20 protein-coding genes and 1 tRNA gene are annotated in these 25,972 nt (G+C 61.8%); 15 read left to right on the top strand and 6 right to left on the bottom strand.

Annotation, left to right across the window (positions count from 1 at the left end; translation table 11 throughout):
• Positions 1 to 18 precede the first annotated feature (18 nt).
• The 6 genes from A7A77_RS10180 (at position 19) to A7A77_RS17860 (ending at position 5,522) form a co-directional block, all read left to right on the top strand.
• Complete coding sequence (locus tag A7A77_RS10180; RefSeq protein ID WP_342668656.1) at positions 19 to 558, top strand: 2'-5' RNA ligase family protein; 540 nt, start codon at positions 19 to 21, stop codon at positions 556 to 558.
• 72 nt (positions 559 to 630) lie between these two features.
• A tRNA-Met gene (locus A7A77_RS10175) sits at positions 631 to 707 on the top strand.
• A 292-nt stretch (positions 708 to 999) separates the two neighbouring features.
• Positions 1,000 to 3,105: an ATP-binding protein gene (locus A7A77_RS10170; protein WP_082836050.1), complete on the top strand. Its 2,106-nt coding sequence runs from the start codon at positions 1,000 to 1,002 to the stop codon at positions 3,103 to 3,105.
• The gene (locus A7A77_RS10165; RefSeq protein WP_066557228.1) at positions 3,105 to 3,470 is read left to right on the top strand and encodes a response regulator; all 366 of its coding nucleotides are present in this window, start codon (positions 3,105 to 3,107) and stop codon (positions 3,468 to 3,470) included. The genes A7A77_RS10170 and A7A77_RS10165 overlap by 1 nt, the downstream gene beginning before the upstream one ends.
• A 61-nt stretch (positions 3,471 to 3,531) precedes the next feature.
• On the top strand, positions 3,532 to 5,370 hold the full coding sequence (locus A7A77_RS10160; protein ID WP_066557605.1) for a glycosyltransferase: 1,839 nt from the start codon (positions 3,532 to 3,534) through the stop codon (positions 5,368 to 5,370).
• Positions 5,367 to 5,522 carry a hypothetical protein gene (locus A7A77_RS17860; protein WP_156500514.1) on the top strand — a complete coding sequence of 52 codons (156 nt, stop codon included), beginning with the start codon at positions 5,367 to 5,369 and terminating at the stop codon, positions 5,520 to 5,522. The genes A7A77_RS10160 and A7A77_RS17860 overlap by 4 nt, the downstream gene beginning before the upstream one ends.
• On the opposite strand, the gene A7A77_RS10155 is transcribed toward A7A77_RS17860, so the two are convergent.
• From A7A77_RS10155 to A7A77_RS10145, 3 genes are read right to left on the bottom strand one after another with little or no spacing between them, the layout of a single operon-like run.
• Positions 5,508 to 5,927, bottom strand: coding sequence for an ATP-binding protein (locus A7A77_RS10155; protein WP_066557225.1), 420 nt, complete (start codon positions 5,925 to 5,927; stop codon positions 5,508 to 5,510). The two genes, A7A77_RS17860 and A7A77_RS10155, sit on opposite strands and share 15 nt — an antisense overlap.
• Positions 5,911 to 6,228: an STAS domain-containing protein gene (locus A7A77_RS10150; protein ID WP_066557222.1), complete on the bottom strand. Its 318-nt coding sequence runs from the start codon at positions 6,226 to 6,228 to the stop codon at positions 5,911 to 5,913. The genes A7A77_RS10155 and A7A77_RS10150 overlap by 17 nt, the downstream gene beginning before the upstream one ends.
• Positions 6,225 to 7,451, bottom strand: a complete 1,227-nt coding sequence (locus tag A7A77_RS10145; RefSeq protein WP_216635576.1) for a PP2C family protein-serine/threonine phosphatase — start codon at positions 7,449 to 7,451, stop codon at positions 6,225 to 6,227. The genes A7A77_RS10150 and A7A77_RS10145 overlap by 4 nt, the downstream gene beginning before the upstream one ends.
• Before the next feature lie 127 nt (positions 7,452 to 7,578).
• On the opposite strand from A7A77_RS10145, the gene bcsS reads away from it, so the two are divergent.
• On the top strand, positions 7,579 to 8,295 hold the full coding sequence (gene bcsS / locus A7A77_RS10140; RefSeq protein WP_066557219.1) for a cellulose biosynthesis protein BcsS: 717 nt from the start codon (positions 7,579 to 7,581) through the stop codon (positions 8,293 to 8,295).
• 18 nt (positions 8,296 to 8,313) lie between these two features.
• Entirely contained in the window at positions 8,314 to 8,619 is a 306-nt protein-coding gene (locus A7A77_RS10135; RefSeq protein ID WP_066557216.1) for an Hpt domain-containing protein, read from the top strand.
• Between the two features lie 669 nt (positions 8,620 to 9,288).
• Here the strand turns inward: A7A77_RS10135 and A7A77_RS10130 are convergent.
• From A7A77_RS10130 to A7A77_RS17855, 3 genes are read right to left on the bottom strand one after another with little or no spacing between them, the layout of a single operon-like run.
• Positions 9,289 to 12,525, bottom strand: a complete 3,237-nt coding sequence (locus A7A77_RS10130) for an error-prone DNA polymerase (protein WP_066557212.1) — start codon at positions 12,523 to 12,525, stop codon at positions 9,289 to 9,291.
• A complete protein-coding gene (locus A7A77_RS10125; protein ID WP_066557209.1) occupies positions 12,522 to 14,111 on the bottom strand; it encodes a Y-family DNA polymerase in 1,590 nt (529 codons plus the stop codon). The genes A7A77_RS10130 and A7A77_RS10125 overlap by 4 nt, the downstream gene beginning before the upstream one ends.
• Positions 14,002 to 14,763, bottom strand: coding sequence for an ImuA family protein (locus tag A7A77_RS17855; RefSeq protein ID WP_156500512.1), 762 nt, complete (start codon positions 14,761 to 14,763; stop codon positions 14,002 to 14,004). The genes A7A77_RS10125 and A7A77_RS17855 overlap by 110 nt, the downstream gene beginning before the upstream one ends.
• Before the next feature lie 230 nt (positions 14,764 to 14,993).
• On the opposite strand from A7A77_RS17855, the gene A7A77_RS10120 reads away from it, so the two are divergent.
• The 7 genes from A7A77_RS10120 to A7A77_RS10090 all read left to right on the top strand — a co-directional run bounded on the left by A7A77_RS10120 (position 14,994) and on the right by A7A77_RS10090 (position 25,959).
• A complete protein-coding gene (locus A7A77_RS10120) occupies positions 14,994 to 17,354 on the top strand; it encodes a TonB-dependent receptor (RefSeq protein ID WP_066557206.1) in 2,361 nt (786 codons plus the stop codon).
• 133 nt (positions 17,355 to 17,487) lie between these two features.
• Positions 17,488 to 19,173, top strand: a complete 1,686-nt coding sequence (locus tag A7A77_RS10115) for an alkaline phosphatase D family protein (protein WP_066557203.1) — start codon at positions 17,488 to 17,490, stop codon at positions 19,171 to 19,173.
• 16 nt (positions 19,174 to 19,189) lie between these two features.
• The gene (locus A7A77_RS10110) at positions 19,190 to 20,644 is read left to right on the top strand and encodes an alkaline phosphatase (RefSeq protein ID WP_066557201.1); all 1,455 of its coding nucleotides are present in this window, start codon (positions 19,190 to 19,192) and stop codon (positions 20,642 to 20,644) included.
• 663 nt (positions 20,645 to 21,307) lie between these two features.
• Positions 21,308 to 23,080, top strand: a complete 1,773-nt coding sequence (locus A7A77_RS10105) for an FAD-binding protein (protein ID WP_066557199.1) — start codon at positions 21,308 to 21,310, stop codon at positions 23,078 to 23,080.
• A 236-nt stretch (positions 23,081 to 23,316) separates the two neighbouring features.
• The gene (locus A7A77_RS10100) at positions 23,317 to 23,712 is read left to right on the top strand and encodes an alpha/beta hydrolase (RefSeq protein WP_066557197.1); all 396 of its coding nucleotides are present in this window, start codon (positions 23,317 to 23,319) and stop codon (positions 23,710 to 23,712) included.
• Between the two features lie 56 nt (positions 23,713 to 23,768).
• Positions 23,769 to 24,194: a hypothetical protein gene (locus A7A77_RS10095; protein ID WP_156500511.1), complete on the top strand. Its 426-nt coding sequence runs from the start codon at positions 23,769 to 23,771 to the stop codon at positions 24,192 to 24,194.
• A gap of 130 nt (positions 24,195 to 24,324) precedes the next feature.
• Positions 24,325 to 25,959, top strand: a complete 1,635-nt coding sequence (locus tag A7A77_RS10090; protein ID WP_082836048.1) for a TonB-dependent receptor — start codon at positions 24,325 to 24,327, stop codon at positions 25,957 to 25,959.
• Positions 25,960 to 25,972: the final 13 nt, after the last annotated feature.

Here is a 25,972-nt window from a genome sequence, read left to right as displayed (position 1 = left end):
CGGACGCCCGGTTCCCGAATGATGCAGCAGGGGAACAAGCCGCGTCCGATCATCGTGACCGCAGCGCTGCCGCCTGCCTTGTTCGCGATGGCAAACCGGTTGCGGCAGGCCCATTTCCCGCCGGAACGGAACCATCTGGCCGCCCATGTCACCCTGTTCCACGCCATCGCGCCATCGTGCGAAGCCGAACTGCGCCGCCTGTTGGCGGACATTGCGCGCGATTGCCCGCCGCCCGAAGCCATCCTGACGGGCGTGACCTCACTCGGCCGCGGTACGGCACTGGCAATCGACAGCGGGGCGCTGCTCGCGATCAGGGATCGCATCGCCGATCGCTTTGCCGGCACCCTGACGGCACAGGACATGCACCGCCCCCGTTTGCACGTAACGATCCAGAACAAGGTCGCGCCGCCCGAAGCAAGGCGGTTGCAGGCGCAGCTGGCGGATACGATAGCGCCGCAGATCTTCGCTTTCCCTGCGCTGGAGATGCATTTCTACGACGGCGGACCATGGGAATTCGCAGGCCGCTGGCCATTTCGCGCAAGTGGTTCACACAGGTAGTTGACCGCGCACCTGCACATGCCTAAGAGGCGCGCCTGCCGGTCGCGAACCGCACCGGCCAGCCTCGCTTGGGGCGGAGTAGCTCAGCTGGTTAGAGCAGCGGAATCATAATCCGCGTGTCGGGGGTTCAAGTCCCTCCTCCGCTACCAATCCTGCAAATCTTTGCCTTCCTGTTTGCATAGACCGGTGATCCGGCGTGCCAATTGCGGCGAGCGGCCGGCAATCGGCCATTCGTTTCACGGCGATTCAATGGGCTGTAAGCTAATAGCGAGACTTTTCAGGTACTTGTCCGGACCATCGGTGCATCGCCAGCGATTTTGCCAGTTGCACTAAATAATTAAATTCATGACCGTTTTGCGCAAACTGCGCTAAAAGAAGTGCCGGAAAGGTGGTCGGGCTATTTCGCGTCAGGTGACTGCGGGCCGTGCCGTGTGATCGTCGTTGAGATTGCAGTCTTTTGGCCAGCGCGAACTTGCTGCCTGGCTCGCCGTCATCCTGATCACGCCGATCGCGCTCGTTTCGGTTTTCGTGCTCGTCTCTTCGGAGTTCGAGCGCGATGCCGAACTGTCGCGGCTGGTCCGGCAATCGATCGAAACGCGTAGCGACATCGCGGCGCTGCTGTCGATCCACCAGGATCTGGAGACTGGGCAGCGCGGCTACCTGCTGACCGGTCAGCGGGACTTTCTGGAGCCTTATTCCGAAGCCCGCTCGCGGCTCGACGGCATGTTCGGGAAGTTGGAGGCAAGTGCCGGACGTTCGGCGGCGCTGGACCGGTTGCAGCGACTTTCCCATGCCAAGCTCGCCTTTGTCGATCGCACCATCGGCCTTGCCCGCGACGGTCATGGCGCCGATGCCATCGCGCTTGTCGCAGACGGGCGTGGCAAGGCGCTGATGGACGACATTCGCGACCAGATCGCCGCTATCGAAGCGGCGGAGGCGCAGCTGCTGGCGGACCGGGCAAAGGCGGCGCAATCATCGCGTTCGGCAGTTCGGCGCATCGTCTTCGCGCTCTTCGCCCTCCTCGGCGTGCTGTTGTTCACTGCGGTGCTCACCAGCCTTCGTGCAACCGGCGCACGAAATGCGGCCACGCGTCGTTATCGTGACATCAGCGCGCGGCAGGAAGCCATCTTCGAAAACGCGCAGGACGGCATCGTCACCATCAATCCGTCCGGCTCAATCGAAAGTGCCAACCGCGCAGCGGGGCAGATGACAGGGCATGCCCCGCAAGACTTGCTGCGGCGCGACATCGGGCTGCTGTTCGAAGTTGCACCGGACATGGGGCATGGCGAGACATTCGTTCGCCGTCTTGCCCGCCAGCAAACGGGATCGCGTGGCGGCACGATGGAACTGTGGGCCCGGCGCGCCGATGATTCGCGTTTCCCCTGCGACGTGGCGGTCAGCACGGTGCCGCTGGAAAGTGGCCCGATCTACGTTGCGATCATTCGCGACACGACGGAGCGCAAGCGGGTGGACCAGATGAAGAGCGAGTTTGTGTCGACAGTCAGCCACGAATTGCGCACGCCGCTCACCTCCATCGCCGGATCGCTGGGGCTGCTTTCGGGCGGAGCGGCGGGCAGCTTGCCGGACAAGGCGGCGCGCCTGATCCAGATCGCGCGCGGCAATTGCGAACGACTGGTGCGGCTGATCAACGACATTCTGGACATGGAGAAGATCGAATCCGGCAAGATGGAAATGCGGTTGGAGCCGACGTCTCTGGCCACATTCCTGCAACAGGTGGTGGAGGATAATCAGGGCTATGCCGATGCCCACGGTGTCTCGCTTGCTCTCGCGCCGGTTTCGCCGAACGCTTCGGTCATGGCCGATCGCGATCGGCTGATGCAGGTGATGACGAACCTTGTCTCCAACGCCGTCAAGTTCAGCGAACGGGGCCAGACGGTGCGGATCGTCGTCACCCCGCTCGACCGGCGCTGGCGCATAGATGTCATCGACGAGGGGGCTGGCATTCCGGAGGAATTTCGTCCGCGTATCTTCGGCAAGTTCGCGCAGGCCGATTCGGCTGACAGTCGCCAGAAGGGCGGAACCGGACTTGGCCTTTCCATCGTCAGGGAAATCGTCACCCGTCACGGCGGCACGGTGTCCTTCAGCTCAGTGGATGGGGAGGGCACCACGTTCCATACCGACCTGCCCGCCAATGCATGGACCGCGCGGCCCTATGCACCGCGCAGCGGCGCGCCGAGAGTTCTGCACGTGGAGGACGATCCCGACGTACTAATGCTTGTCGCGGACTCGTTGCAGGATCGCTATGCCGTTGAAACGGTTCAGACCCTTGCCGGCGCAAAGGCGGCATTGGCGGAAAGGCATTTCGACATCGTGATCCTCGATTATGCTCTTCCCGATGGAGACGGGAAGGACCTGATACCCACCCTGCATGGCCGCAACACGCCCATTGTCGTGTTCACCGCCCAGGATGACGATACGTCGCTGTCGGCGCCGGCCGATGCAGTGCTGGTGAAATCGCGGGCGAGCCTTGCAACGCTGGTCGACACGCTGGACCGCCGCCTTGCCGAGCGGCGGAAGGGGGCGTGATGGCCAAGGTGCTCTACGTGGATGATGAACCCGACATCCGCGAAATCGTCTGCCTGTCGCTGGAGCTGGAACCTTCTCTGGACGTGCGCGACTGCTCATCCGGTGCAGAGGCGCTGGAGGTTGCGTGCGAGTGGCAGCCGGACCTCATCCTGCTTGATGTAATGATGCCGGGCATGGATGGCCCGACCACGCTCGCCCGGCTGCGCGATATGGCTGAAACCGCGGCGATACCGGTGGTGTTCATCACCGCGCGGGTGCAGCCGGGAGAAAGCGACCACTTCCTGTCGCTGGGCGCAGTTGGCGTACTGGCCAAACCGTTCGACCCGATGACGCTGGCAGAGCAGGTCGCCGCGTTCATCCCATGAACATTCAATGCCTTCAGGCACTTTCCACCATATCGATTTGGGCACGAAACGGGATCGCTTGATGCCAGACTACTACTTCACGAAGTTCGAGGACCGCCTCCCGCCCGCACCGCTCGAACATTCGCGCCCGGTCGAGATCGCCTGGCAGGTGATGGCGCTCTGTTCGCTGATTGCCGGTGCCATCTACATCCACTGGCGTTGGACGGCATCGCTCAATCCGGATGCCTTGTGGTTCGCGATCCCGCTGGCCATGGCGGAGACGTGCGCCTATCTCGGCCTGATCCTGTTCACCGCGAACCTGTGGCAGGTGCGCGACTATCCGCGCGAACCTGCCCCTGCCAATATCGCCGATTGCGTGCTGGACGAGGAGCACCTTGACCGGCCGATTTCGGTCGACGTCTTCATCGCCACCTATAACGAGGACGAGGAGATCGTCCGCCTCTCCATCCGCGATGCGATGGCCATTACTTATCCGCATCCCATCGATATCCGCGTTCACGTGCTGGACGATGGCAGCCGTCCGCTGATGCAGGCCGTCGCGCAGGAAGAAGGCGCGAACTACATCACGCGTGAGGGCAACGCCGGGTTCAAGGCGGGCAACTTGCGCAACGCGATGGAACAGACGAGCGCCGACTTTCTCGTCATTTGCGACGCCGACACGCGGCCGTTCCCCTCGATCCTTGAAAACACGCTGGGTTATTTCCGCGACCCGGACGTTGCCATCGTGCAGACCCCGCAATGGTTCTACGACCTGCCGGAAGGAGAGCGTCTGCGCGATGTCTGGGGCCGCAAGGCCGGTGCGCTGGGGCGTGGGCTGGGCGGCGCGATCGAGGCGGTGGCCGGAGAAATCCGCATCGGCGAAGACCCTTTCGCCAACGATCCGGCGATGTTTTACGACGTGATCCAGCGCCGCCGTAATGGCGCCAATGCCGCGTTCTGTTGCGGGGCGGGGTCGGTGCACCGGCGAGAGGCAGTGATGTTCGTCGCCCTGCGTGCCTATGCCGACGCGATCGCCAATGCGTCAAAGGAGAAACGGTCCAGCCTTGATCGTCTGCTGCGGCGGCGCGGTGACGGCGGCGACGTTCTGGCCCGCTGGCAGGCCGCGCAGGAGCAGGAGCTGACCCCGTACAAGTTCCATGTGTCGGAGGACATCTATTCCACGATCGTGCTTCACCGCGATACCGACCGGAACTGGAAGACGGTGCTGCATCCGCAAGTGGAATCGAAGATGCTGTCGCCGCAGGATCTGTTAAGCTGGACGATCCAGCGCTTCAAGTACGCAGGGGGCAGCCTCGACATCTTCTTCCACGACAACCCGGTGCTGAAACCCGGCCTGTCGCTCGGCCAGCGGGTCATGTATCTCGCGACGTTCTGGTCCTATTTCGCGGCGCTGTGGAACGTGGTGTTCCTTGTCGCGCCGGTCATCTACCTGTTCACTGCCATCCCCCCGATCGCCGCCTATACCGGCGATTTCTTCGGCCATGCCCTGCCGTTCCTCGTGCTGAACGAGCTGGCCTTCATGCTGGGCACCTGGGGGCTTTCGGGGTTCAAGGGGAAGGTGACTTACCTCTCCAGCTTCCCGATCTCGCTGGGCGCGCTATGGGCCGTGGCGCGGGGCAAGAAGATCAGTTTTCCGGTAACGCCCAAGTTGCGGCAGGACGGCAATTTCATCCGGCTCGTCTGGCCGCAGGTTGCCGTCATCATCGTGACCGTTGTGGCCATCGCATGGGCGGCGGGCGCGTTGGCGCTGGGGATTGCGGGATACAGCCTTGGCGGGTTGATCGTGAACGGGCTGTGGGGCCTCAACAACATTCTCGCGATGTCGGTGATGGTGCGCGCGGCGTTCTGGAAACCGCCCGAAGAGCGCGAGGCTGACTTGAAAGGCGCGGTGCCGGCATGAAGTTTTCCGAAAAACTGCGCCGCGCGCGTAGCCACTTGCTCATCGTGGCTATCATGATCGTCACTTCGGTGATCGTCGTGAACCTGGAGGACGAGGCATTGACGAACGAGGTCGGTTCGCACCCCGCACACGCAGCCTTACCGGGGCAGTAGGCGCTTCTTCAGGACAAGCACGTTCACGTCGCCTTCGCGGCGATACTCGATGCTGTCCACGCATTGGCTCATGATCATCATGCCGCGGCCGCTTTCGGCAAAGTGGTCCGGTGCCTGAGCGGGCGTTGCGAACAATCCTTCCGGTGCGGGCGGGCCATTGTCGCTGAGCGTCATGGTTACTTGCGTGCCTGCAAAGTCCACCGAAAGGCCGATCTCGCCTTCGTCGGGACCAAGCCCGTGCTGCACGATGTTGTTTGCCGCCTCGACCAGTGCGAGGTCCAGTTCCAGCGCGATGCTATCGTCGATCCCGGCGTCGGCGCAGCGTTTCTGCAGAAAGCCGGACAAGTCACGAACGGCCAGTAAGGTGGCCGGAACGCGGATCTGCGGATCAGCCCTGAAGGGCATCCCGCGCTTCGTCTTCCGATCCGCAGATCGTGAAAAGGGTGTCGAGCCGGGTCAGCTGCAACAGCTTCAGCACGGCCGGACCGGCGCCCACTACGGCGATCTTCCCGTCGCCGCCCATGCGTTTCAGCAGAGATACCAGCACGCCCAGTCCGGTCGAATCCATGAACTGCACCGCCGAAAGGTCCAGCAGGACGCGCCGTTCACCGGCAGTGACACGAGCGGAGATCTCGTCCTTGAAGGCAGGCGCGACGGCGGCATCGAGGCGTGCGTGATCGACGCGGATCAGGATGGGTTCGCTCATGGCGCCTGCCTATCGCCCAGATCAGGCTCGATGACCAGCAGCGAAATGTCGTCCACCAGCGATGGATCGGCATCGCGCAGCGACAGGGTCAATTCCACCATCCTGCCAACGGTTTCGATAGGCTGTGTCCGGCATTCCGCCAGCAGACGGGCGATGCCTTCGTCGCCCAGTTCGCGCCCGCGCCGGTCGCGGCAATCCGATAGTCCGTCGGAATAGACTGCGAGCCTTGCCTGCGGCCCGAAGGAGAAGGGGGTCGGCGTGTAGCTGCTGTCAGGGAACCAGCCTAGCGGGAAGGCGCCGCCGGTCTCGACGATGGATTGCACGTTCCCATCGAACAGGATTGCCGGGGGGTGTCCGGCGCATATCAGCCAGCCTTGACCGGCCGCCGGATCGACCAGACCGGCAACGACAGTGGCATACGTCTCGCTTTCCGTTTCCAGTATCTCGCGGTTCAGGCTGGCCAGCGTTTGCGCCAGTTCATCGGGGCCGGTGGGCCGCATCTGTTTCAACCGGTGATGGAAATGGAAACTGTCGAGGCTGGACTGCACGCCATGCCCCTGCACGTCGATCACGAAGAACATGATGCGCCCGTTGCCGACATCCGATGCGCCGATGGAATCCCCGCCCAGTGATGCCGCCGGTTTATAGACATGGGCGACGCGGATGCCGGGCAACCGTTCAGGGCGGGGCAGCAGGCGTTCGTGAAGACCTGCCGCCGCGTCGATATCGTCCTGCAAGTGGGCCAGCGCGTCGCGCATCGCATCGTGCGCGCTGGCCAGTGCCGCGTTCCGTTCCTGAATGACATGGTGCAGCCGCACGGCCCGGCGCGCGCTGGCCACGGCCAGCATCAGTTGCAGCGGGTCCACCGGCTTATAGAGGAAATCGTCAACACCGGCATCGACGGCCCTGCGGATCACCGCTTCCTCGCCGCGCGCGGTCATCATCACGATGTGCAGGGGAGCATCCGCCTGGTCGCGCCCGCGAATGGCTGCAACCAGTTCCATCCCATCGCGCCCCGGCATCTGGAAATCGGTGACGACCATGTCGACACCGCGTGCCACGATGCCAAGCGCGGCATCGAAGTCGTTCGCCGTTTCGGCACGGCAACCCAGCCGTTCCATTTCGATGGCGATAAATTCCGCCATCATCGGGTCATCGTCGACAACCAGTGCCTTCAGAACGCCCGGTTCGGCGATCCCGTTTGCCGTGGCTCCGTTTTCCATCGCCGACGCGTTTGCCGATATGCGAGCATCCATATTGCTGTATATAACGAAGCAGCATGCTCTGACGAAAGTGCAAAGTGCTGTAAGCTCTTGAGCAGTGCGATCTTTTCGATGGGATTTCCACCAGATGCGTTTGCGTGTTTTGACGGGCGTCACCGCCTCGATCCTGTGTGCTGCGACCGTTGGTTTTGCCGCTCCTGCCATGGCGCAGGATGCGCCCGATGATGGTGTGGCCTATGCCGGTGCTACCGTCGGCGACGGGTACAACGCCTATGCCGGTGCGGTCGTCGCGCTGCCCGGCGCTTCGCTGGGCAACGGACTTGCCGTTCGGGGCAGCGTTTCGCTGGGCGAATACCGTTATGATAGCGGCGGCACGCGGATAAAGGCGGATTACAAGTCGGCTGAACTGGCGCTCGTCTATCAGACATCGGGTTCGTGGGGCTGGGCCAATTTTTCCGCAGGCCCGCGTCTGACCGACACGAAAACCGATCCGTCGGACCCGGGGAACCGGCGCGAAGGCACGCGGGTTGACGGTGCGCTGACCACCGATGGCGCGCTGGGCAACAACTGGCGGCTGGGTTGGTTCGGGTCCTACGGCGCCGGGGACGAGGCTTATTACACGCAGCTGCGTTTCGGCCCGCTGCTCGATGCGCCCTCGCAAACCCGCATCGGTGTCGAAGGCAGCCTGCAGGGTGACGAGACTTACGATCGGCATGCCGTGGGCCTGTTCGCGTCGACCGCCATCGCCCGCAACATGGAGCTTCGCCTGTCGGGCGGGGTGGGTAAAACCGACGGGCGGGACAGGGACGGCTATGCGGCGATCGCGATAAGCCGCCTGTTCTGACGCGCTTGCGGCCGTGCGATGACCGATATCGATAGCAGGCTCGTGGCCCTCCGCGCCCGGTTCAAGGCGCGGTTGGGCGAGGAGCTGGACTGGTTTGCAGGATCGGCGGCTAGTCAGGACAGCGAGATGGGCAGCGCCGAGCGTATTGCGGCAATAGAGCGCAGCCACAAATTATGCGGCATCTCCGGCAGTCTGGGCTTCACGGCCGTGTCGGATGCAGCGCGTGTTCTGGAAACGTCGTTGGAGCATGAACGCCCACAGGAGGAAATCGCCGGGCATACCGCCGCACTACTGGCTGCCCTGGGCGAGGCCGTTGCGATCTAGGGTGGTTTTCGACATGGACGATCGACCGCATCGAGAATGAGATCAATGCGTCAGATGCTCATCATGTCCGGTTTCCGGTTCGCTCGCAAACGCTGGAGTACCCGGCCAAAGCGATCCTCTTCAGCTGGAATGTATTTGCACTGAACCTGGAGGATCCAATCTGTTCCATGACAACATAGCGAGCAGTCCGATACTCGTTTCCAGTCAGGCACAGTCTCCAAACACATCAATCAGGAACGCCAACCCTTCGACCGGCAAACATGCGTAGCACGCCGGCCGGTTGCTCTGGTCGAGTGGCATGATCGCGCGGCATGGCTGCGCGAGTGTCGGGTCTGTGTGGGCCAAGTGGCGACGGGAAAGAACATGTCCTTATAGGCGGGATCCGCTCCCCATCCCAACACAGAGATCAGAAGACCGGTGGGTTAAATTCATAAGCAGACGCTTAATGGGAGTTGGCCAAGTCTACGTTGACGCGTCTACACGGCGCTTCCGTTGGAATCATAATCCGCGTGTCGGGGGTTCAAGTCCCTCCTCCGCTACCATTTTCAACGTCCCTGCATGTATCCTGATGTTTCCGCTTGATTCCATGTGCAATCGGCAGGGGAGACGGTGTTTTGAAACCGGGCAGAAATTGACGATACTTCAGAGAGCATCGGGAACTGTTATGGGTTAGTGAAAGTCGCGTGAGCGTGGAAGAATTCGCACATTGCGCGGATGGCTGTGGGTGCGGGGCGGCTGAGGGTATTTGATATCGTTGCTGCGCGACATGTGCGGCTGAGCAGGCGGACCTTCCGACAGCTGGGCCAGCATCGCGGTGCGATCGATCACGCGGTTCACCATCAGATGCACCACGCCTTCCTGGCTCTTCTGGATTTCGCCTTCAATCAGCATCAGCCTCGCTGCCATCACGGCGCGGCGCTGCTTTTCGAGGTCACGTGACCAGAGCAGTGCGTTGACCACTCCGGTCTCGTCCTCGATCGTGATGAAGACCGCGTTGCCCTTGCCGGGGCGCTGCCGGATCAGAACGACGCCAGCGACGCGTGCCTTGCGGCCATCGGGCGCGGCATTGGCGTTTTCGCAGGTCAGTACGCCTTCCTTCTCCAGCGCCGGACGCAGGAACTGCATCGGATGGCCTTTGAGCGAGAGACGCGCGGTCTGGTAATCGGCGACGACTTCCTCGGCCATGGGCATTGCGGGAAGCCGCGCGTCTGCCTCTTTCCCCAGCTCGGGTGCTCCGGCGAAGGCGAACAGCGGCAAGGGCTCGGACGGGACGCGGCGCACCTCCCACCCGGCCTGACGGCGGCTCTGGCCCAGCGAAACCAGGCCATCCGCATCGGCGAGCAGGGAAAGCGCGCGCGCGGGCAAACGTGCGCGATGAGCGAGATCTTCTGCCGAGACAAAAGCACCTGCGTTCCGGGCTTCTTCCAGCGTAAAGGCCCATTCCTTGCGAAAACCGTCGAGCCGCGACAGACCGAGACGCAGCGCCAGCGCGCCATCCTCCCGGTATTCCAGCGTGCTGTCCCAGTTGCTGGCGCCGACATCGACGGGCCGTACTTCGACGCCATGCTCGCGCGCATCGCGCACGAGTTGCGCCGGAGCGTAGAAACCCATGGGTTGGCTATTGAGCAGCGCGCAAGTGAACACCGCCGGGTGCCGACATTTGAGCCAGGAAGAGACGTAGGCTAGCCAGGCGAAGGCCTGCGCATGGCTTTCGGGGAAGCCATATTCCCCGAAGCCCTTGATCTGGCTGAAGCAGCGCTCCGCAAAATCGCGCTGATAGCCGCGGTTTACCATACCCTCGATCATCAGCTGCTCGTAATGGTGGACCGTGCCGTGATTGCGGAAGGTCGCCATCGCCCGCCGCAGCCCGTCGGCCTGCCCGGGGCTGAAGCCGGCGGCGACGATGGCAAGCTTCATGGCTTGCTCCTGAAATAGCGGCACGCCGAGCGTCTTGCCCAGAACATCGCGCAATTCATGCCTGTCATGCGGTGGGGCGGGACTGGGTAAGAGCACTGCTTCCTCCCCGTTGCGTCGTCGAAGATAGGGATGAACCATGCCGCCCTGGATCGGCCCCGGTCGCACGATCGCGACCTGGATGACGAGATCGTAAAGTTCCCTGGGCTTCATGCGCGGCAGCATGTTGATCTGCGCCCGGCTCTCGACCTGAAAGGTGCCGATGCTGTCGCCGCGCCGTAGCATGGCGTACGTCATGCCATCCTCGCGGGGCACATTCGCCAGTTCCATATCGCCAAGATCATGTTCGCGCATCAGGTCGAAAGCCTTGCGAATGCAGGTGAGCATGCCGAGCGCCAGCACATCAACTTTCATCAGTTTCAGTGCGTCGATATCGTCCTTGTCCCACTCGATGAACGTGCGGTCGGGCATGGCCGCGTTGTGGATCGGCACCAGCTCGTCGAGCCGGCCTTCCGTCAACACGAAACCGCCGACGTGCTGCGAAAGATGGCGGGGAAAGCCGAGCAGTTGGTCGACCAGCGCCTTCAGCCGGGCGATTGCGGGGTTGGCCGGGTCAAAGCCAGCCTCCTTCACGCGCTCGGCAGGCACGTCATCACCCCAGTTGCCCCAGACGGTGGAGGCCAGCCGCGCCGTCACGTCCTCTGTCAGGCCCAGTGCCTTGCCGACTTCGCGCAGAGTGCTGCGCGGCCGATAGTGGATTACGGTGGCTGCAATTCCGGCGCGATCACGGCCATAACGACGATAGACGTACTGTATGATCTCTTCACGACGTTCATGCTCGAAATCGACGTCGATATCGGGCGGCTCTTTGCGTTCCTCGGACAGAAAGCGGGTGAAGAGCAGCTTTTCCTTCACCGGATCGATGGGCGTGATGCCGAGAAAATAGCAGACCAGCGAATTGGCGGCGCTGCCGCGGCCCTGACACAGGATCGGCGGGTCGAGACTGCGGGCATGGCGCACGATGTCGTGTACGGTCAGGAAGTAATAGGCATAATTGCAGGTCCGGATCAGCGCGAATTCCTGATCGAGCACCGCGTGATATGCATCCGGCAGGCCATCGGGAAAGCGTTCCCGCCCGCCTTCCATCACGAGATGCTCCAGCCATTTCTGCGGCCCCCATCCTTCGGGCACTGGTTCGTGCGGATATTCGTAGCGCAGGTCATCCAGCGTGAAGGCAATGCGCGCGAACAGATCGGTAGTGGCGGCGATGGCTTCGGGGCAGCTTCGAAAAAGCCGCGCCATCTCTGCGGGCGATTTCAGGTGACGCTCGGCATTGGCGGCAATGCGCGTGCCTGCGGCGTGGATCGTAATGCCTTCGCGGATGCAGGTAAGCACATCGTGTAGCGGGCGGGCATCGGCATGGGCATAGAGCGCATCGTTGCAGGCGATCAGCGGCACCTCGATCTTCGCTGAGAGGGCCTGCGCCCCGACCAGTTTTCTGGCGTCGGCGCCGGTGCGCAGCATCGAGACCATCAGCCAGACGGCACCGGGGCAGACGGACGACAATTGCTGCAACACGGCCTCATCGGGCCGGGTCACGATCAGCAGCATATCCTGCGCATGCGCGACAAGATCGGACAAGTAGAGTGTGCAATCGCCTTTTTTCGCCCGCCGGTTGCCCAGTGTGAGGAGCCGGGTCAGTCGCCCCCAGCCATGGCGTGTGGCGGGATAGACGACCACGTCCGGGGTGCCGTCGGCAAAGACCAGCCGCGCGCCCACCGCAAGCCGCAGCCCGCTTTCCATCCCGCCCAGATCGCGCCAGGCGATATGCGCCTTGACCACCCCGGCAACGGTGTTGCGATCGGCGATGCCGATGCCCGCTATGCCCAGGGCATGGGCCTGCCGCACCATCTCGGCCGGATGCGACGCGCCGTGCAGAAAGCTGTAGTTTGTTGCTGCTATCGGCTCGGCAAAAGGGAGTGGCACGGTCATGCAAACAGGCCGTGCATATACCATTTCGGTCCTTGCCGAGGATCCGGCCGCTCGTGGTAAAGGCCGTGCCGGAAAATCCAGTAACGCCGCCCGCGCACATCCTCTACGCGGTAATAGTCGCGGGTCAGGCCACCTTGACCGGGTTGTTCTCCTCCCTTGCGCCGCCACCATTGCGAGGCGATCCGTTCCGGCCCTTCGTAGAACCGCACCTCGTGCAGCTTGCGCCGCCAGCGAAAACGATGCGGCGGGCCATCGGGCACTTCGGCGATCACCTCTACCGGCTGAGGTGGATCGAACAGAAACAGCGGTCGCATCGGCGGTTCGCCCTTCGTTGGGGCGGGCCAAGGTGCGGGTGCGCGTAACTCGATCGCCGGCAGGGCCAGTTGCGCCTGTTCCGGTAGGTGGCTGCTCTGCGGGATCAGGCGAACAAGGTTTTTCGGCCCCAGCCGGGTACTCAGCCGGTTGATGAGTTCGACCAGTTTCTCCTCTGCACTGCTTTCATTGTCGAAGTCGGGCTGATGGGCAATCAGCGGTTCGGTCACGGACAGGAACAGCGTGATCCGGTCATAGCCGAAGCCGGGATCGAGCGGATCGGCCAATGCGGCGATGCGCTCGTCGAACAGGCGCAGCACCAGCGCGATGTCGCGCGTGGGCCGTCCCGTTTCGATGTCCAGCCGGTGGAGCGCGCCATCGCTGCGGAACAGCGTCAGCGCAAAGCGCCGGCCGCCCAGGTCGCGCTCTTCCAGCACCCGCGCCGCCTCGTGCAGCAGATCGCCGAAGCAGGCGGCGATCGTGGCCTGCAGCGCGATCGGTTCGGCGAAGCGGCGTTCGAAATGGAGTGGCGCGGAGCTCATCAGCGGCTCGATTGGCGCCCGCTCCTCGCCCAACAGACGACGCAGTGCGATGACTGCTTCCATGCCGAAACGCGCGGCGATGGCGGCGGACGATCGCGTCGCGACATTCCCTATGGTCTTGAGGCCAGCCCGGCGCAGCGCGGTGCCGGATGCTTCCTCCAACCCCAGCGCGGCAATCGGCAGCGCGTGGATGGCCTCGCGCTCGTCCTCGATCGGCAAGCGGGCATGGCGGGCGAGCGCCTGGGCCGCCTCGGGCGTGGTGGCCGGGGCCAGGCGCACGGCCATCCCGATCGATATCATCGCCTCTTCGATCTGCGCGATCAGTCCGCCTTCGCCACCGAAGAGATGCTCAACCCCGGCGATGTCCAGTACGATCCCGTCCGGTGGGGCCGGAGCGACGAGCGGTGACCAGGCGATGCAGCGCCGCGCCAGCCGTTGCAGGCAGTGCCGGTCCGCCGCTTCGTTCATGTCGGCAACGACAAGGTCGGGTTGCACGGCGCGCGCATCGGCCAGCGTCATGCCGGGCGTGAGGCCCAACGCCTGGGCCGCGGCATCCACCGCGCCTAGTCGCAGGGCGCCTCGAACCGTGGAGACAAGCACACATGGTGGACCGGACGCCGTGTCATGCGGCCTCTCGTGATGTTTCGCCTGTTCGATCCGCAGCCGGTCGGCCGGCAGAAACGGGAACCACAGCGCCAGATAGCGGCGCTTCACGGAAGCGACATTGGTCACGGTCCCACTCCAGTCGCCAGGAAAGGCCACAAGGGCCGGATCGCTGGCGCAGCAAGGTTACGTCGAAACAGGGCGATCCCGGCGCGTTGCCGGGCAAGGCCCGCGAAGGCGCGGCGGTAACCTGCCAGCGCGTTTGCGCCGCGCTTGGCACAGGCGCTGCATCGATGCGCAGCAGGAGGAGCGGCACGCCTGATTTTTCAGCGGCAAGGGCAAGACGGCGACTGACGGTCAGGTCAAGCTCACGCATCGGGCCCCAGCTCTCGACGATCACTGCACCCAGTGAAGGGCTGCGCAGTGCATCGACGGCGGCGTGCAGCAATGCCATGGCATCCGGCAACACCGCTATCAGGCCACAGCCGGGCATACCGCCCAGTTCGGCCCAGCCACTGGCCTGGATGCAGCCCGCTGTTCCCTGCAAGCGACGCAAGCGAAGCCACATCACTTCCCGCCCCGTACTCGCCATGCCCGCCGTCAGGGCCACGGCAAAACCTGCGGCGGCGGCGGCATCACCGGTTTCCCCGGTATAGACCTCATGTACGCACCCACCCGCCAGACCACCTCCCAAAACTGTATTCAGCGAGCTGACCCCGCTGTCCCAGCGCTGTACTTCCGATAACCTGATGGGATGGGAGAGGCCGGGTATGATTCTCATATGTTCTTATTATGTTCCAACCTTTGCGGGATCAAGGGATCTTTATGAGATTCTGCGTGGGTGTTGTCGGATCAAGGGCTGACGGCACCGCACCGTCGACATGTTCACGCCACCGTCAATATTTCGCAATTGCAGCGAAACATTGTCTTTCAAATTTAATTACAATGAAAAAATCCTTTCGCAATTGCACGTCATAGCCCCACGGAACAAACCATGAGGGGCATGTTCCAATGCGATTTACCATTACCCGGGCGGTCAGCCTGCTGACCGTCAGCGCCACTTCGCTTGTTTATGCGGCACCGGCTTTCGCCCAGACCGCCGCCGAAGCTGTCGAAGCTGAATCTGCCATCGTCGTTACCGGCGCGCGGACCACGTTCAACAACAACAGCGCCACCGAACCCATGATCGAGTTGCAGTCGCCGATCACGTCGGCGCTAGCACTGGTCGACAACCTGCCGGGCGTGCAGGTGCAGGAAGGCGATAGCTTCGGCTTTGACGACTGGTCGACCACGGTTGCGCTTCGCGGCTTCCAGACCAACCTTGACGAGCAGCAGGTGGGCATCACCATCGACGGGCTGCCGAACGGTGGCTCGAACTACGGCGGCGGGGCCAAGGCCAATCGCTACATCGATACGATGAATATCGGCGGCGTCAGTGTCAGCCAGGGCACAGCCGACATCGGTTCTCTTTCCAACGAGGCCCTTGGCGGTACGCTCGACTTCACTACCGCCAATCCGCTGGACGAACGCCGCGTCCGTTTCTCGGCCTCGCTGGGTGAGTTCGACGCGCTGCGTTATTACGCTCGTTACGACACCGGTGATCTGGGCGGCGTGAAGGCGTGGATTTCCGCGTCTCATCAGGAAGCGACCGACTGGATCAACAAGTCGGCCGAAAACAACCGCGACCATGTCGCCGCCAAGTTCGTGGCCGAGCCCGGCCTGCTGCGTATCACAGGCTATGCCAGCTATGACGACACGCACGAAAACAACTATCAGCGCGTCTTCAGCGCCGCGGATTTCGCCGCTTATCCCGAATGGGATCAGCTGACCGCCGAATGGTCGGGCATCCCCTACATCGACCAGAGCTACCGCAAGGGCTGGGCAACCCTGCGCAAGAACTTCTTCACTTACCTGAAGGCGGACGCCGACCTCGGTTCGGTCGAACTGAGTGGCGCGGCCTATTATCACAAGAACAATGGCCGCGGTGACTGGGTGCCGCCCTACATCGTCAACGTGACCGACGACATGGGCGGGCCGGAAAGCGAGATCGTGGGCAACGGCACCGTTTACGGTGGGCCAGCACTGGGTCGCATCTACTTCGTGGACGGTTCGGGCGTGGCACTTGCGGCTGCGGACGGTTGCGTTTCGTCGATCACGTTCCCCTACGGCGGCGCCGGTCCGGATTACGACCCGGCCTGCTATGCCGCTGGTGCGATCGGTGCACAGTCCTATCGCCACACGCACTATGCCAAGGATCGCCTCGGCTTTACAGCCGACGGATCGTGGGAAGCGCAGTTTGGCATGGTAACCAATACGCTGCGTGGTGGCCTGTGGTATGAAGACACGACCCGCAAGGAATGGCGCGACTGGCATCAGATCGTCGACACCCGCGTGGGCTATGAGTACGAGAGCCCGCCTTACTGGGTCCAGTACAGCCGCAAGTATCCGCAGAGCACCATCAAGTGGTTCATTGAGGACTCGGTCGAATTCTCGATCGTGAAGGCCACTTTCGGCGTAAAGCAGTTCCACAACGAGCTGGAGCGCAAGGACAATTTCGACGACAGCACGGGCGCGACCCTCAACACCACCTCGGACTTGCTGTTCTCGGGCGGTATTCAGGTCACCCCGCTGCCGGGCCTCGACGTGTTCGGTGGCTATGCCGAGAACTACAAGGCACTGGGCGACGAGATTCTCGAACGCCCCGACGCCGATCTCGATACGCTTGAGCCGGAAACCAGCGAGAACTGGGAAGCTGGCGTGCGCTATAGTCGCAATTCGATCCAGGCCTCGGCTGTCTACTTCAACACGAAGTTCGACAATCGGATCATCTTCCTCGCGGCGAACACCGATGCGGGGCCGGATTACCTAATCGGCACCAACGGTACCTACTTCAATGCCGGGGGCATCGATTCGGAAGGGTTCGAACTGCTCGTCAATGCGCGCATCCTGCCCTCACTGTCGGCCTATGCTTCATATACCTACATCGATGCGACCTACAAAGGCACCGGTGATCCGTTGGTCGACGAAGCGGTGGGTATCGTTCCGGGCAACCGGGTGACTGGCATCGCCAAGAACATGTTCGTTGCCGCACTCGATTATAACGACAGCCGTTTCCGTGCCGGTATTTCCGGCAAGTATACGGACGATCGCTTCGTCGATATCGGCAATTCGTTCGTTGCCGACGGCTACTTCACCGTAGATGCCAATATTGGCGTCCATGGCGAGGCGTTGAGCGACATGTTGAAGGGCGTGGACCTCAGCATCGTCATCAATAACGTGTTCGACGAGGATTACCTTGGCGGCATCTCCGGTGGCGGAGCCTGGATCGGCGCGCCGCGTACTGCGGTGTTTACCGCAACGATGGACTTCTGATCGGGTTCATCCCGTTTGGATGAGCACTTCGCGGGGGCGGTCCGGATTATTCCGGGCCGCCCTTCGCACCGCTGCAACACAGGTCTGCCAGTCAGGGCGGGCATTTCCTTTTCCTGTTCGAGCGAGTCTCCCCATGAGTCCATTTACCGCCAACCGCCGCCGCGTTCTTGCTGGTCTTGCCGCATCAAGCGCGCTTGCCACCATGCCGTTTCGCGTTCGCGCACACGACATCGCGGTCAACCCTGCGTTCCGCCATGGTGTGGCCAGCGGCGATCCCGACGCGACATCGGTCGTCTTGTGGACCCGCGTTACGGCTGAGGGGCAGCGGCAGGTCGGCTGGGAAGTGGCACGCGACATCGATTTCGCCGAAATCGTACAGGAAGGCACGGTCGAAACCGGGCCGGAGCGCGACCATACGGTCAAAGTGCTGGCCGATGCGCTGAAGCCGGGAGAGACCTATTACTACCGCTTTACGATGGATGCCGCGAAGTCGGCCACCGGGCGGACCCGCACCTTGCCGACCGGCCATGTAGAACGGCTGGGCATCGCGCTGGCCTCTTGCTCGAACTATCCGTTCGGCTTCTTCAATGCATACGAAGCGATCGCGCGCGATCCGGCGATCGATTTCGTACTCCACACTGGCGACTACATCTACGAATATGGCGCCGATGGCTGGGGGGCAGAAATCGCCAGGGTGATCGGCCGGGTTCACCAACCCGCGCACGAGATCGTCAGCCTGTCCGATTATCGCCAGCGCCACGCCCAGTACAAGACGGATCATGGTTCTCAAGCCATGCTGGCAGCGCATCCGCTGCTCGCCTGCTGGGACGATCACGAGAGCGCCAACAACCCTTGGACCGGCGGGGCCCAGAACCACCAGTCGGAGGCGGAGGGCGACTGGAACGCCCGCCGTGTCGCCTCGATCCGGGCCTATTACGAATGGATGCCGGTGCGCGAGCCGGAGTGGCTGGCGGTGAAGGGCCGCAACCAGATGCAATTCTGGCGCGCCTACAGCTTTGGCGATCTTGCGATGTTGCACACGCTGGAAACGCGGCACACCGCGCGGGCTGAGCAAATCGACTATATGGCGTGGGCCGACAAGGTGAAGACCGATGCGGACGCGCGGCACTTGGTCGACAACGTGATCGGAGCACCGGGCCGCACGATGCTGGCTTCGGCGTTGGAAGACGACTTGTCCGCCGCGCTTTCCGCCTCGGTGAAGGCCGGGCAGCCGTGGCGCTTGATCGGCAACCCGATGCCCATTGCCGAAACGCGCGTGCCCGATGTCGTGGCGCTTGGTCTTGTTCCCGATCCGGTCGCCAATCCGGACATTTCCGATGCTGCCAAGGCGTTGGCGTGGAAGGGCAAGTGGAACCTGCCGTTCTATACCGACACATGGGATGGTTATCTCTGGGCCAAGGAGCGCCTGTACAAGCTAAGCCGTGATGCCGGGGCGGGCGATCTCATTTTCCTGACTGGCGACAGCCACAGCTTCTGGCTCAACGACCTTATCGATGCTGCAGGGCAACCGGCCGGGATCGAGATCGGCACTGCGGGCATTTCGTCGCCCGGCGACTTCATGGAAAGCGGCTTCGGCCCCAAGATTTCTCCCCGGCTCGATAAAGCCTTCGCCGATCACAACCCGCAGGTCGTGTGGACCGACAATATGCACCAGGGTTACGTTCGCGTGGAGCTGACGCATCAGAGTGGCGAGGCGGTCTTCATCGGCGTCGATACGGTGCTTGACCCGCGTTATCGCACCTTCGAAATCCGCCGCGCGACAATGCTGCGCAGCGATGACGGCTTGACCCTTGCGTGACGGACAGGACGATTTCATGACCGTCATTCGCCTTGCCGCCCTGTCCCTTCTGCTTGCGTGTGGAGCCTGCGCGCGCACCCTGCCTGTGGCGCAGATCGCCGCCGCGCCGAAGGCCGAAACCGCCGCCCCGCACGCAAAGAACGTTATCCTCTTTATCGGTGACGGCATGGGCGTGTCGACGGTAACTGCCGCGCGCATCTATGACGGGCAGTCGCAGGGCGAGACGGGTGAGGAAAACCTGCTCTCGTTCGAACATTTCCCAAATGTCGCGTTGGTCAAGACTTACAATACAAACCAGCAGGTACCCGACAGTGCGGGTACCGCGACGGCGATGAACAGCGGCACCAAGACGCGTGCGGGCGTGATCGGCATCGGCCCCGCTGCGCACCGTGGCGATTGCGCGGAAAGTCTCGCGAACCACCTCCCGCTGATCGCTGAGGAACTGGCCGACCGCGGTAAGGCCATCGGCATCGTTACAACCACCCGGATCACCCATGCGACGCCAGCGGCAGTCTATGCCCACACGCCGGAACGCGACTGGGAGGCCGATTCCGATATTCCATCCGATCAACGTGTCGCAGGGTGCAGCGACATCGCCGCGCAACTCGTCGCATTCCCGTTCGATGTCGCCATGGGCGGCGGTTCGCGCGAATTCTTCGGCGCAGACCATGGCGGCAAGCGGCTCGACGCCGCCGCCGACCTGACGGCAGGATGGAAAGAGGCCACGGGCGGGCACTACGTGACGAGTGCTGCTGGGCTTGGCGCCGTACCGCGGGACGGAAAGCCGGTTCTTGGCCTCTTTTCGCCGAGCCACATGACCTACATGCTTGATCGTTCGTCCGGTACGAGCGAACCAACATTGAGCGTGATGACCGCTGAGGCGATCGATCGTCTTTCGAGTGAAAAGAACGGCTATTTCCTGATGGTCGAGGGGGGGCGGATCGATCACGGCCATCACGACGGAAAGGCCGCCTATGCCCTTTCCGAAACGCAGGAATTCGCGCGTGCCGTCAAGGTTGCGATGGACAAGGTCGATCCGGCCGATACGCTGGTCATGGTCACGGCGGACCATAGCCATGTGATGACCATTGCCGGCTATGCCACGCGCGGTAATCCGATTCTCGGTCTCGTCATGAACAACGACGAACGCGGCGATCCGACCGGCACGCCGGCTCTGGCCGCCGATGGCTTTTCCTACACGACTTTGGGCTATCAGAACGGGCCGGGCGCCGTGCGCGGCGCGCGCTCTGCTCCCCCTACCGATCCAAAGGCGGCACAACAGTCGCTGGTGCCCACTGGCGATATCTTCAACGGCACACTCAACCTCGCCGAAACCCACGGTGGCGAGGATGTTGCGCTCTATGCCACAGGGCCGGGCGCAGAGGGGGTGCACGGCGTGATCGAGCAGAACCGCATCCACGAGATCATGCTTGGCGCGATTGGTGCTGCCCCAGCAACATCATCTGATTGAAATGCGACCGGGTGGGTAGGGGCGGCGCCATGGCGCGCGCCCGCAAGCCCAGCTCGCTCCGTTACTTCATTCGTTGACGGGATATCGTCACGTCAATTGACGGTGGGCTTGCGAGTGCCCGAACACGTCACTTCACGCTGCAATAGCAGACACAGATCTTGTCAGGGTAACCAACGCGCGGTGAGACCGGGCCCGAAGCTGAAATCTTATGTCCCGGCGACTGACGTAGAATTCCATCCTGCAAGGGCGGCAGATCGATACGACCCGGCATTTTCAATGCCGTTGGATGTAAGTGCAGTCCGTCGGTAACGATGGCGTAGCGGGCGGTGCTTTGGTTCTTCGGCAGTTTTTAGAGCAATTCATCCGGACAACCTTCGTGTCCCGATACCAGTGGAAGCTGCTCATGTCCGCTTGCGACGAAAGACAGAGCCGACCAACGGCACGTACAAAAAAGTGCGTTATTGTCAGATGAATTTGCATGAGATAACTTCTCATCTGAAATAATGAAATCGATATATCATATAATTTCGCATATTATATATGGGAAATATTCCTTTATGATATAAATATAAAAATAATATTATGTATAAATCAATAAAATGAAAAATACTTATCGATGGTATTATTTCCGTAAGAAGATTGGTTTGGAAAGAGGGGTTGAATATGGGCGACGCGCCGAAAATGGCATCGCGGCTATCCAGGCGTGATTTCGTCATCGCGGGTGGCGCTGGCGTTGGTGTTTCGATGGTGGCTGGTGCCGCAACGCCGGCAATCAGTGGCTCGTCGGTTACCACCTGGGACGGCGAAGCCGACATCCTGGTGATCGGTTCCGGGGCCGCGGCATCGACGGCTGCGATCACGGCGCATGATCTGGGGGCATCAGTAATGATGCTCGAAAAGTCGCCCGTCCTCGGGGGTACGACTGCCAAATCGGGCGGCGGGTTCTGGATCGCCAACAATTTTCGAATGCGCGAAAAGGGCTTGGTGGATGAACGCATCCCGTTCCTTCAATACGTCGCATCGTATTCTTTCCCGCATCTTTTCAATCCGGCATCGAAAACGATGGGGCTGCCGGCCAACGATTTCGCCCTGCTTGAGGCATTCTATGCCAACGGCGCAGACATGACCGACTTCCTGCGCCGCTCTGGTACGCTCGACATCGGTCCGTTCTTCGTGATGGATCCGTCGCAGGACGGTGACGGAATCCCTGATTACGGTCCACTGGACGGCTGGAACAAGGCGCCGCGCGGACGTTGTCTGGGGGTGCGCAAACCGGATGGATCGCCCGGCTTCGGTGCCGAAATGATCCGACAGTTCAACGTGAAGTTCGAACGAATTCAATTGCCGCGCCTGACAGGGCATCGCGTTACCGCAGCAATCGTTGACAGCGACGGCGGCATTATCGGTGTGGAAGCGACGAGCGGCGACCGGAAATTGCGCTTTCGCGGCAGAAAGGGCGTGATTTTCGGCACTGGTGGCTTTGCCTACAATCGCGAACTGCTGAACCGGCATCACCTGGCGCCGGTCTTTGGCGGATGCGGCGTGCCGACGAACACTGGCGACTTTGTCGGGATCGCGGGCACGGTGGGCGCCCAGTTCGGCAACATGGCGAGTGCATGGCGCGCGCAGATCGTGCTGGAGGAGGCGCTGCAGTATGTCACGGTTCCAGCCGATATCTGGAGCCCCCCGGGCGACAGCATGGTCATGGTCAACAAATATGGCCGCCGCGCTGTCAACGAAAAGCGCAACTATCAGGATCGGACGCGAGCCACTCTGGGATACGATGCCAATCGCTGGGAATTTCCGAACCAGTTGATGTTCATGCTCTACGACCAGCGTGTCGCCGACATGTGGGCCGGGATACACCCGATACCCGACCTGCCGACCGGTGCGCCTTCGATCATCGTCGGCGCGACATGGGATGAACTGGCGGACCGTCTGGACGAGCGGTTGGCCGAACTTGCGGGCGATACGGGAGGTGTCAGGCTGGATTCGGGTTTCAAAAACGAACTGGCGAACACGCTGGAACGCTTCAACCGTTTCGCACAGTCCGGACAGGACGAGGATTTCCAGCGCGGCAATTCGCCTTACGAGATCGAGACGGAACCGATGTACGGCCTGCCCAGAACGAATACGCGCTGGGGTGCGGCCATTGGCAAGAATCCGTCGATGTTCCCGATGCAGGCGAAAGGCCCGTATTACGCGGTCATTCTCGCGCCGGGCGTGCTCGACACCAACGGTGGCCCGGTCGTTAACGCCGATGCACAGGTTCTGCGCCACGACGGACAACCGATTGCAGGTCTCTATGGGGCTGGCAACTGCATCGCCAGCCCAAGCCACGACGCCTATTGGGGTATGGGCGGAACGCTGGGCCCGGCCATGACCTTCGGCTATATCGCGGCGAGGCACGCCTGCGGTCGTGGCGGGTCGATTTAGGTCAGCCGTCGATGTCAGCGGCTGCAAGCCTCTCAGTCTGCGTGTTGGAACGATTAGTCGAAGACCGCGGGCACCCGTCGTCAGGCGTGCTGATAGGGTTGCACGATGCGCATTCTACGGCTTCGGAGGTATTGCCCTTTTTGCGGCTGATAGGGGGTGGGCGACGGATCGTTGCCCCGCGATCGGCGCGATGGTCTGCCCATGGACGTGGAGGGCGATACAGCTGGTTTTCCAGTGTGTCCCCTCCGACGGTAGAGCCTGTCGGTTTCGGCGACGCATTGATCCAGCTTGAAGCTTTGACGCTGGACGAAGTCAGCGCGCAACCGGCCGGAGGGTGCGTACTGGTCGGCGTCGGACAGGGCGGTTCCATGGCGCTGGTCCTTGCCGCCATCTGGCCGGAACTGTTTTCCGCTGTGATCGCAATCGGCGCGATGTGGCCGAAGGTGCCGGGTTGGCAACCGCCCGATCTGGCAATGCCGCGAACTCCCGTTCTGCTGGCCGGTGGATGGGATGGTTTGAGCGATTGTCTAACGCAAAGGGGAGCGGCCGTTAGCGAGATCGCCTCCGCCGAAGCCGGACCCGTACTTGCCGATGCCTGCAGGCAGTGGCTGTCCGCGAACTCCAGGAGATGATTATGCAAGGAATATTGGCTCGAAGCATATGCGGGGCTGCGACATGCCTGATGTTGATGACGAGTGCCGTTATCGCCGGTACGCAAGACGGCTCGGGCAATATTGAGGAAGCGGGCTCCGAACAGTCGGGACCGGGCGACCGTGCAGGCGGGACGCCGACGACTGTCAGTTTCGAACGGGATATCGTGCCGATCTTTCGAGACAGCTGCACCATGTGCCATCAACCGGCAATGCCGATGGGTGCGCTCGATCTGACCCCCGATGCCGCATATGCCAATCTGGTAAGCACCCCATCGATGAATTCGTCCATGCCGCGTGTCACGCCAGGCCGTCCGGATCTCAGTTACCTCCATTTCAAGACGTCGGGTCAGAACGCGCAGGTGGAGGGCGGAGGATTCGGGATGCCTTGGGGGCAGGCCTTACCCCCCTTGCAAGTCGATCTCATCGACAGATGGATCAAACAGGGGGCGAAAGACAATTAGGTTGCGTGCCGGTAAATACAATAAATGCACGAACAAATTTGTACGTTATTGCAGCATAATGCGAATATCAGTAAATTACGTGATCTAAATTGAAGGTATGATTTTTAAAAAAATATAGTTGGAGGGGAAGATGCCTAAGGTTTTCATGGCCTGCGGGGTGAGTTTTCTTGCAATCACTTCGCTGCCAATGTCGGCGCTCGCGCAATCGACCGGTGGTGATGACACAGAGACGCTAGCTGACGCTTCCACTTCCGGGCAAGCGGACGGGCTTGGCGAAATCATCGTCACCGCACAAAAGCGCGGCGAGAGTGTCCAGAAAATTCCTGCGGCGATCACCGCGGTGTCTGGCGAAAATCTTGCCGTCGTGGGCGTGACCGATCAAGCGTCTCTCGGCAAGGTCGCGCCAGGGCTGCTGATCGGTGCGCAAACCGGGTTTGCCATATCGTTCCTGCGCGGCGTGGGGCAGACGCAGGCCGCGCCGAACAACCCGTCCGCTGTCGCGCTGCATCTCAACGGCGTATATTTGCCGTCGGAGTCCGGTTTTACGCCGCTGTTCGATATGGAACGGGTCGAGGTTCTGCCCGGACCGCAAGGGACCCTTTACGGATTCAGCGCGGCCGGCGGCGCGATCAACTTCATTACCAAGAAACCGACCGACCGCTACGGCGTCGATTTCAATGTCGAGGCGGGCAACTACGACGCTGTGAAGGCGACGGGTGCACTCAACGTGCCGCTGGGTTCGGGCCTCGCGATGCGCGTCGCGGGGGTCAAGCAGGTCCATGACGGTTACCTGTCGAACGGCCTGAACGATCAGGACATGTGGGCTGGCCGCGCGACGCTGGGTTACGATGACGGCGGATCGTTCACGGGTACGATCACGGTTCAGCGGCATCATGAGGGCGGCACCGGGAATTCCGCGATCGCTTATACCGGCGATGTTCCGAACCCTGCCTACCCCGATCCGAACGACCTTTATAACTCGGCCATCCCCAACTATGGCCAGAACTACAAATTCGACAGCTGGTTGGTGACGGGTGACTTCAACCTCGACATCGCCGACAATCTTCAACTGACGTACGTTCCTGGGTTTGCCCGTGTCAAAGACCGGCAGGATCTGTATTTCCTGACACTGATACCTGGTACGATCTTCGATCATCATGTTACGCAATATACTCAGGAATTGAGGCTAACCGGGCAACAAGGGGCAGACGACTGGCTGGCCGGCCTGTATTTCCTGCGTGCGCCGAACCACTATCTCCGCGGCGCGGTTCCGTTCTTGGGAACCACGATCATCGAAAACGACGTTACGTCCTATGCGGCCTTCGCGGAATATCGCCTGCGGCCTGCCGACGCGCTGACGTTGACGGTTGGCGGGCGCTATTCCCACGACAAGTTCAAGGGCCGTAATTACAACGAACTGCCGCCGAATTCAGCGGAGGATCCGCAAGACGTATTCCCCGAGGACAGCCGCGGGCGTTTCGACTTCAAGGTTGGTGCAAACTATCAGGTGACGCCCAGCTCGCTGCTCTATGCGGCGGTCCAGACCGGCTATATCTCGGCAGGTTTCGACCAGAATGGCCTTCTGCTCAGTCCGTCTGAATTGACGTCTTACACAATTGGCTCGAAGAACCGGTTCTTTGATGGTATGCTGACGGCCAATCTGGAATTGTTCTACTACGATTACAAAGACTTCCAGCTTCAGTTCAACGACGGTTTCATCTTCGGATCGGAAAGCGTACCGGCCCGGATGTCAACGGCGGCGTAAAAGTCGTCCATTG

The organism is Croceicoccus bisphenolivorans, assembly GCF_001634625.1.
Classification (GTDB): Bacteria; Pseudomonadota; Alphaproteobacteria; order Sphingomonadales; family Sphingomonadaceae; genus Croceicoccus; species Croceicoccus bisphenolivorans.
This window is presented reverse-complemented; position numbering and strand designations above follow the sequence as displayed.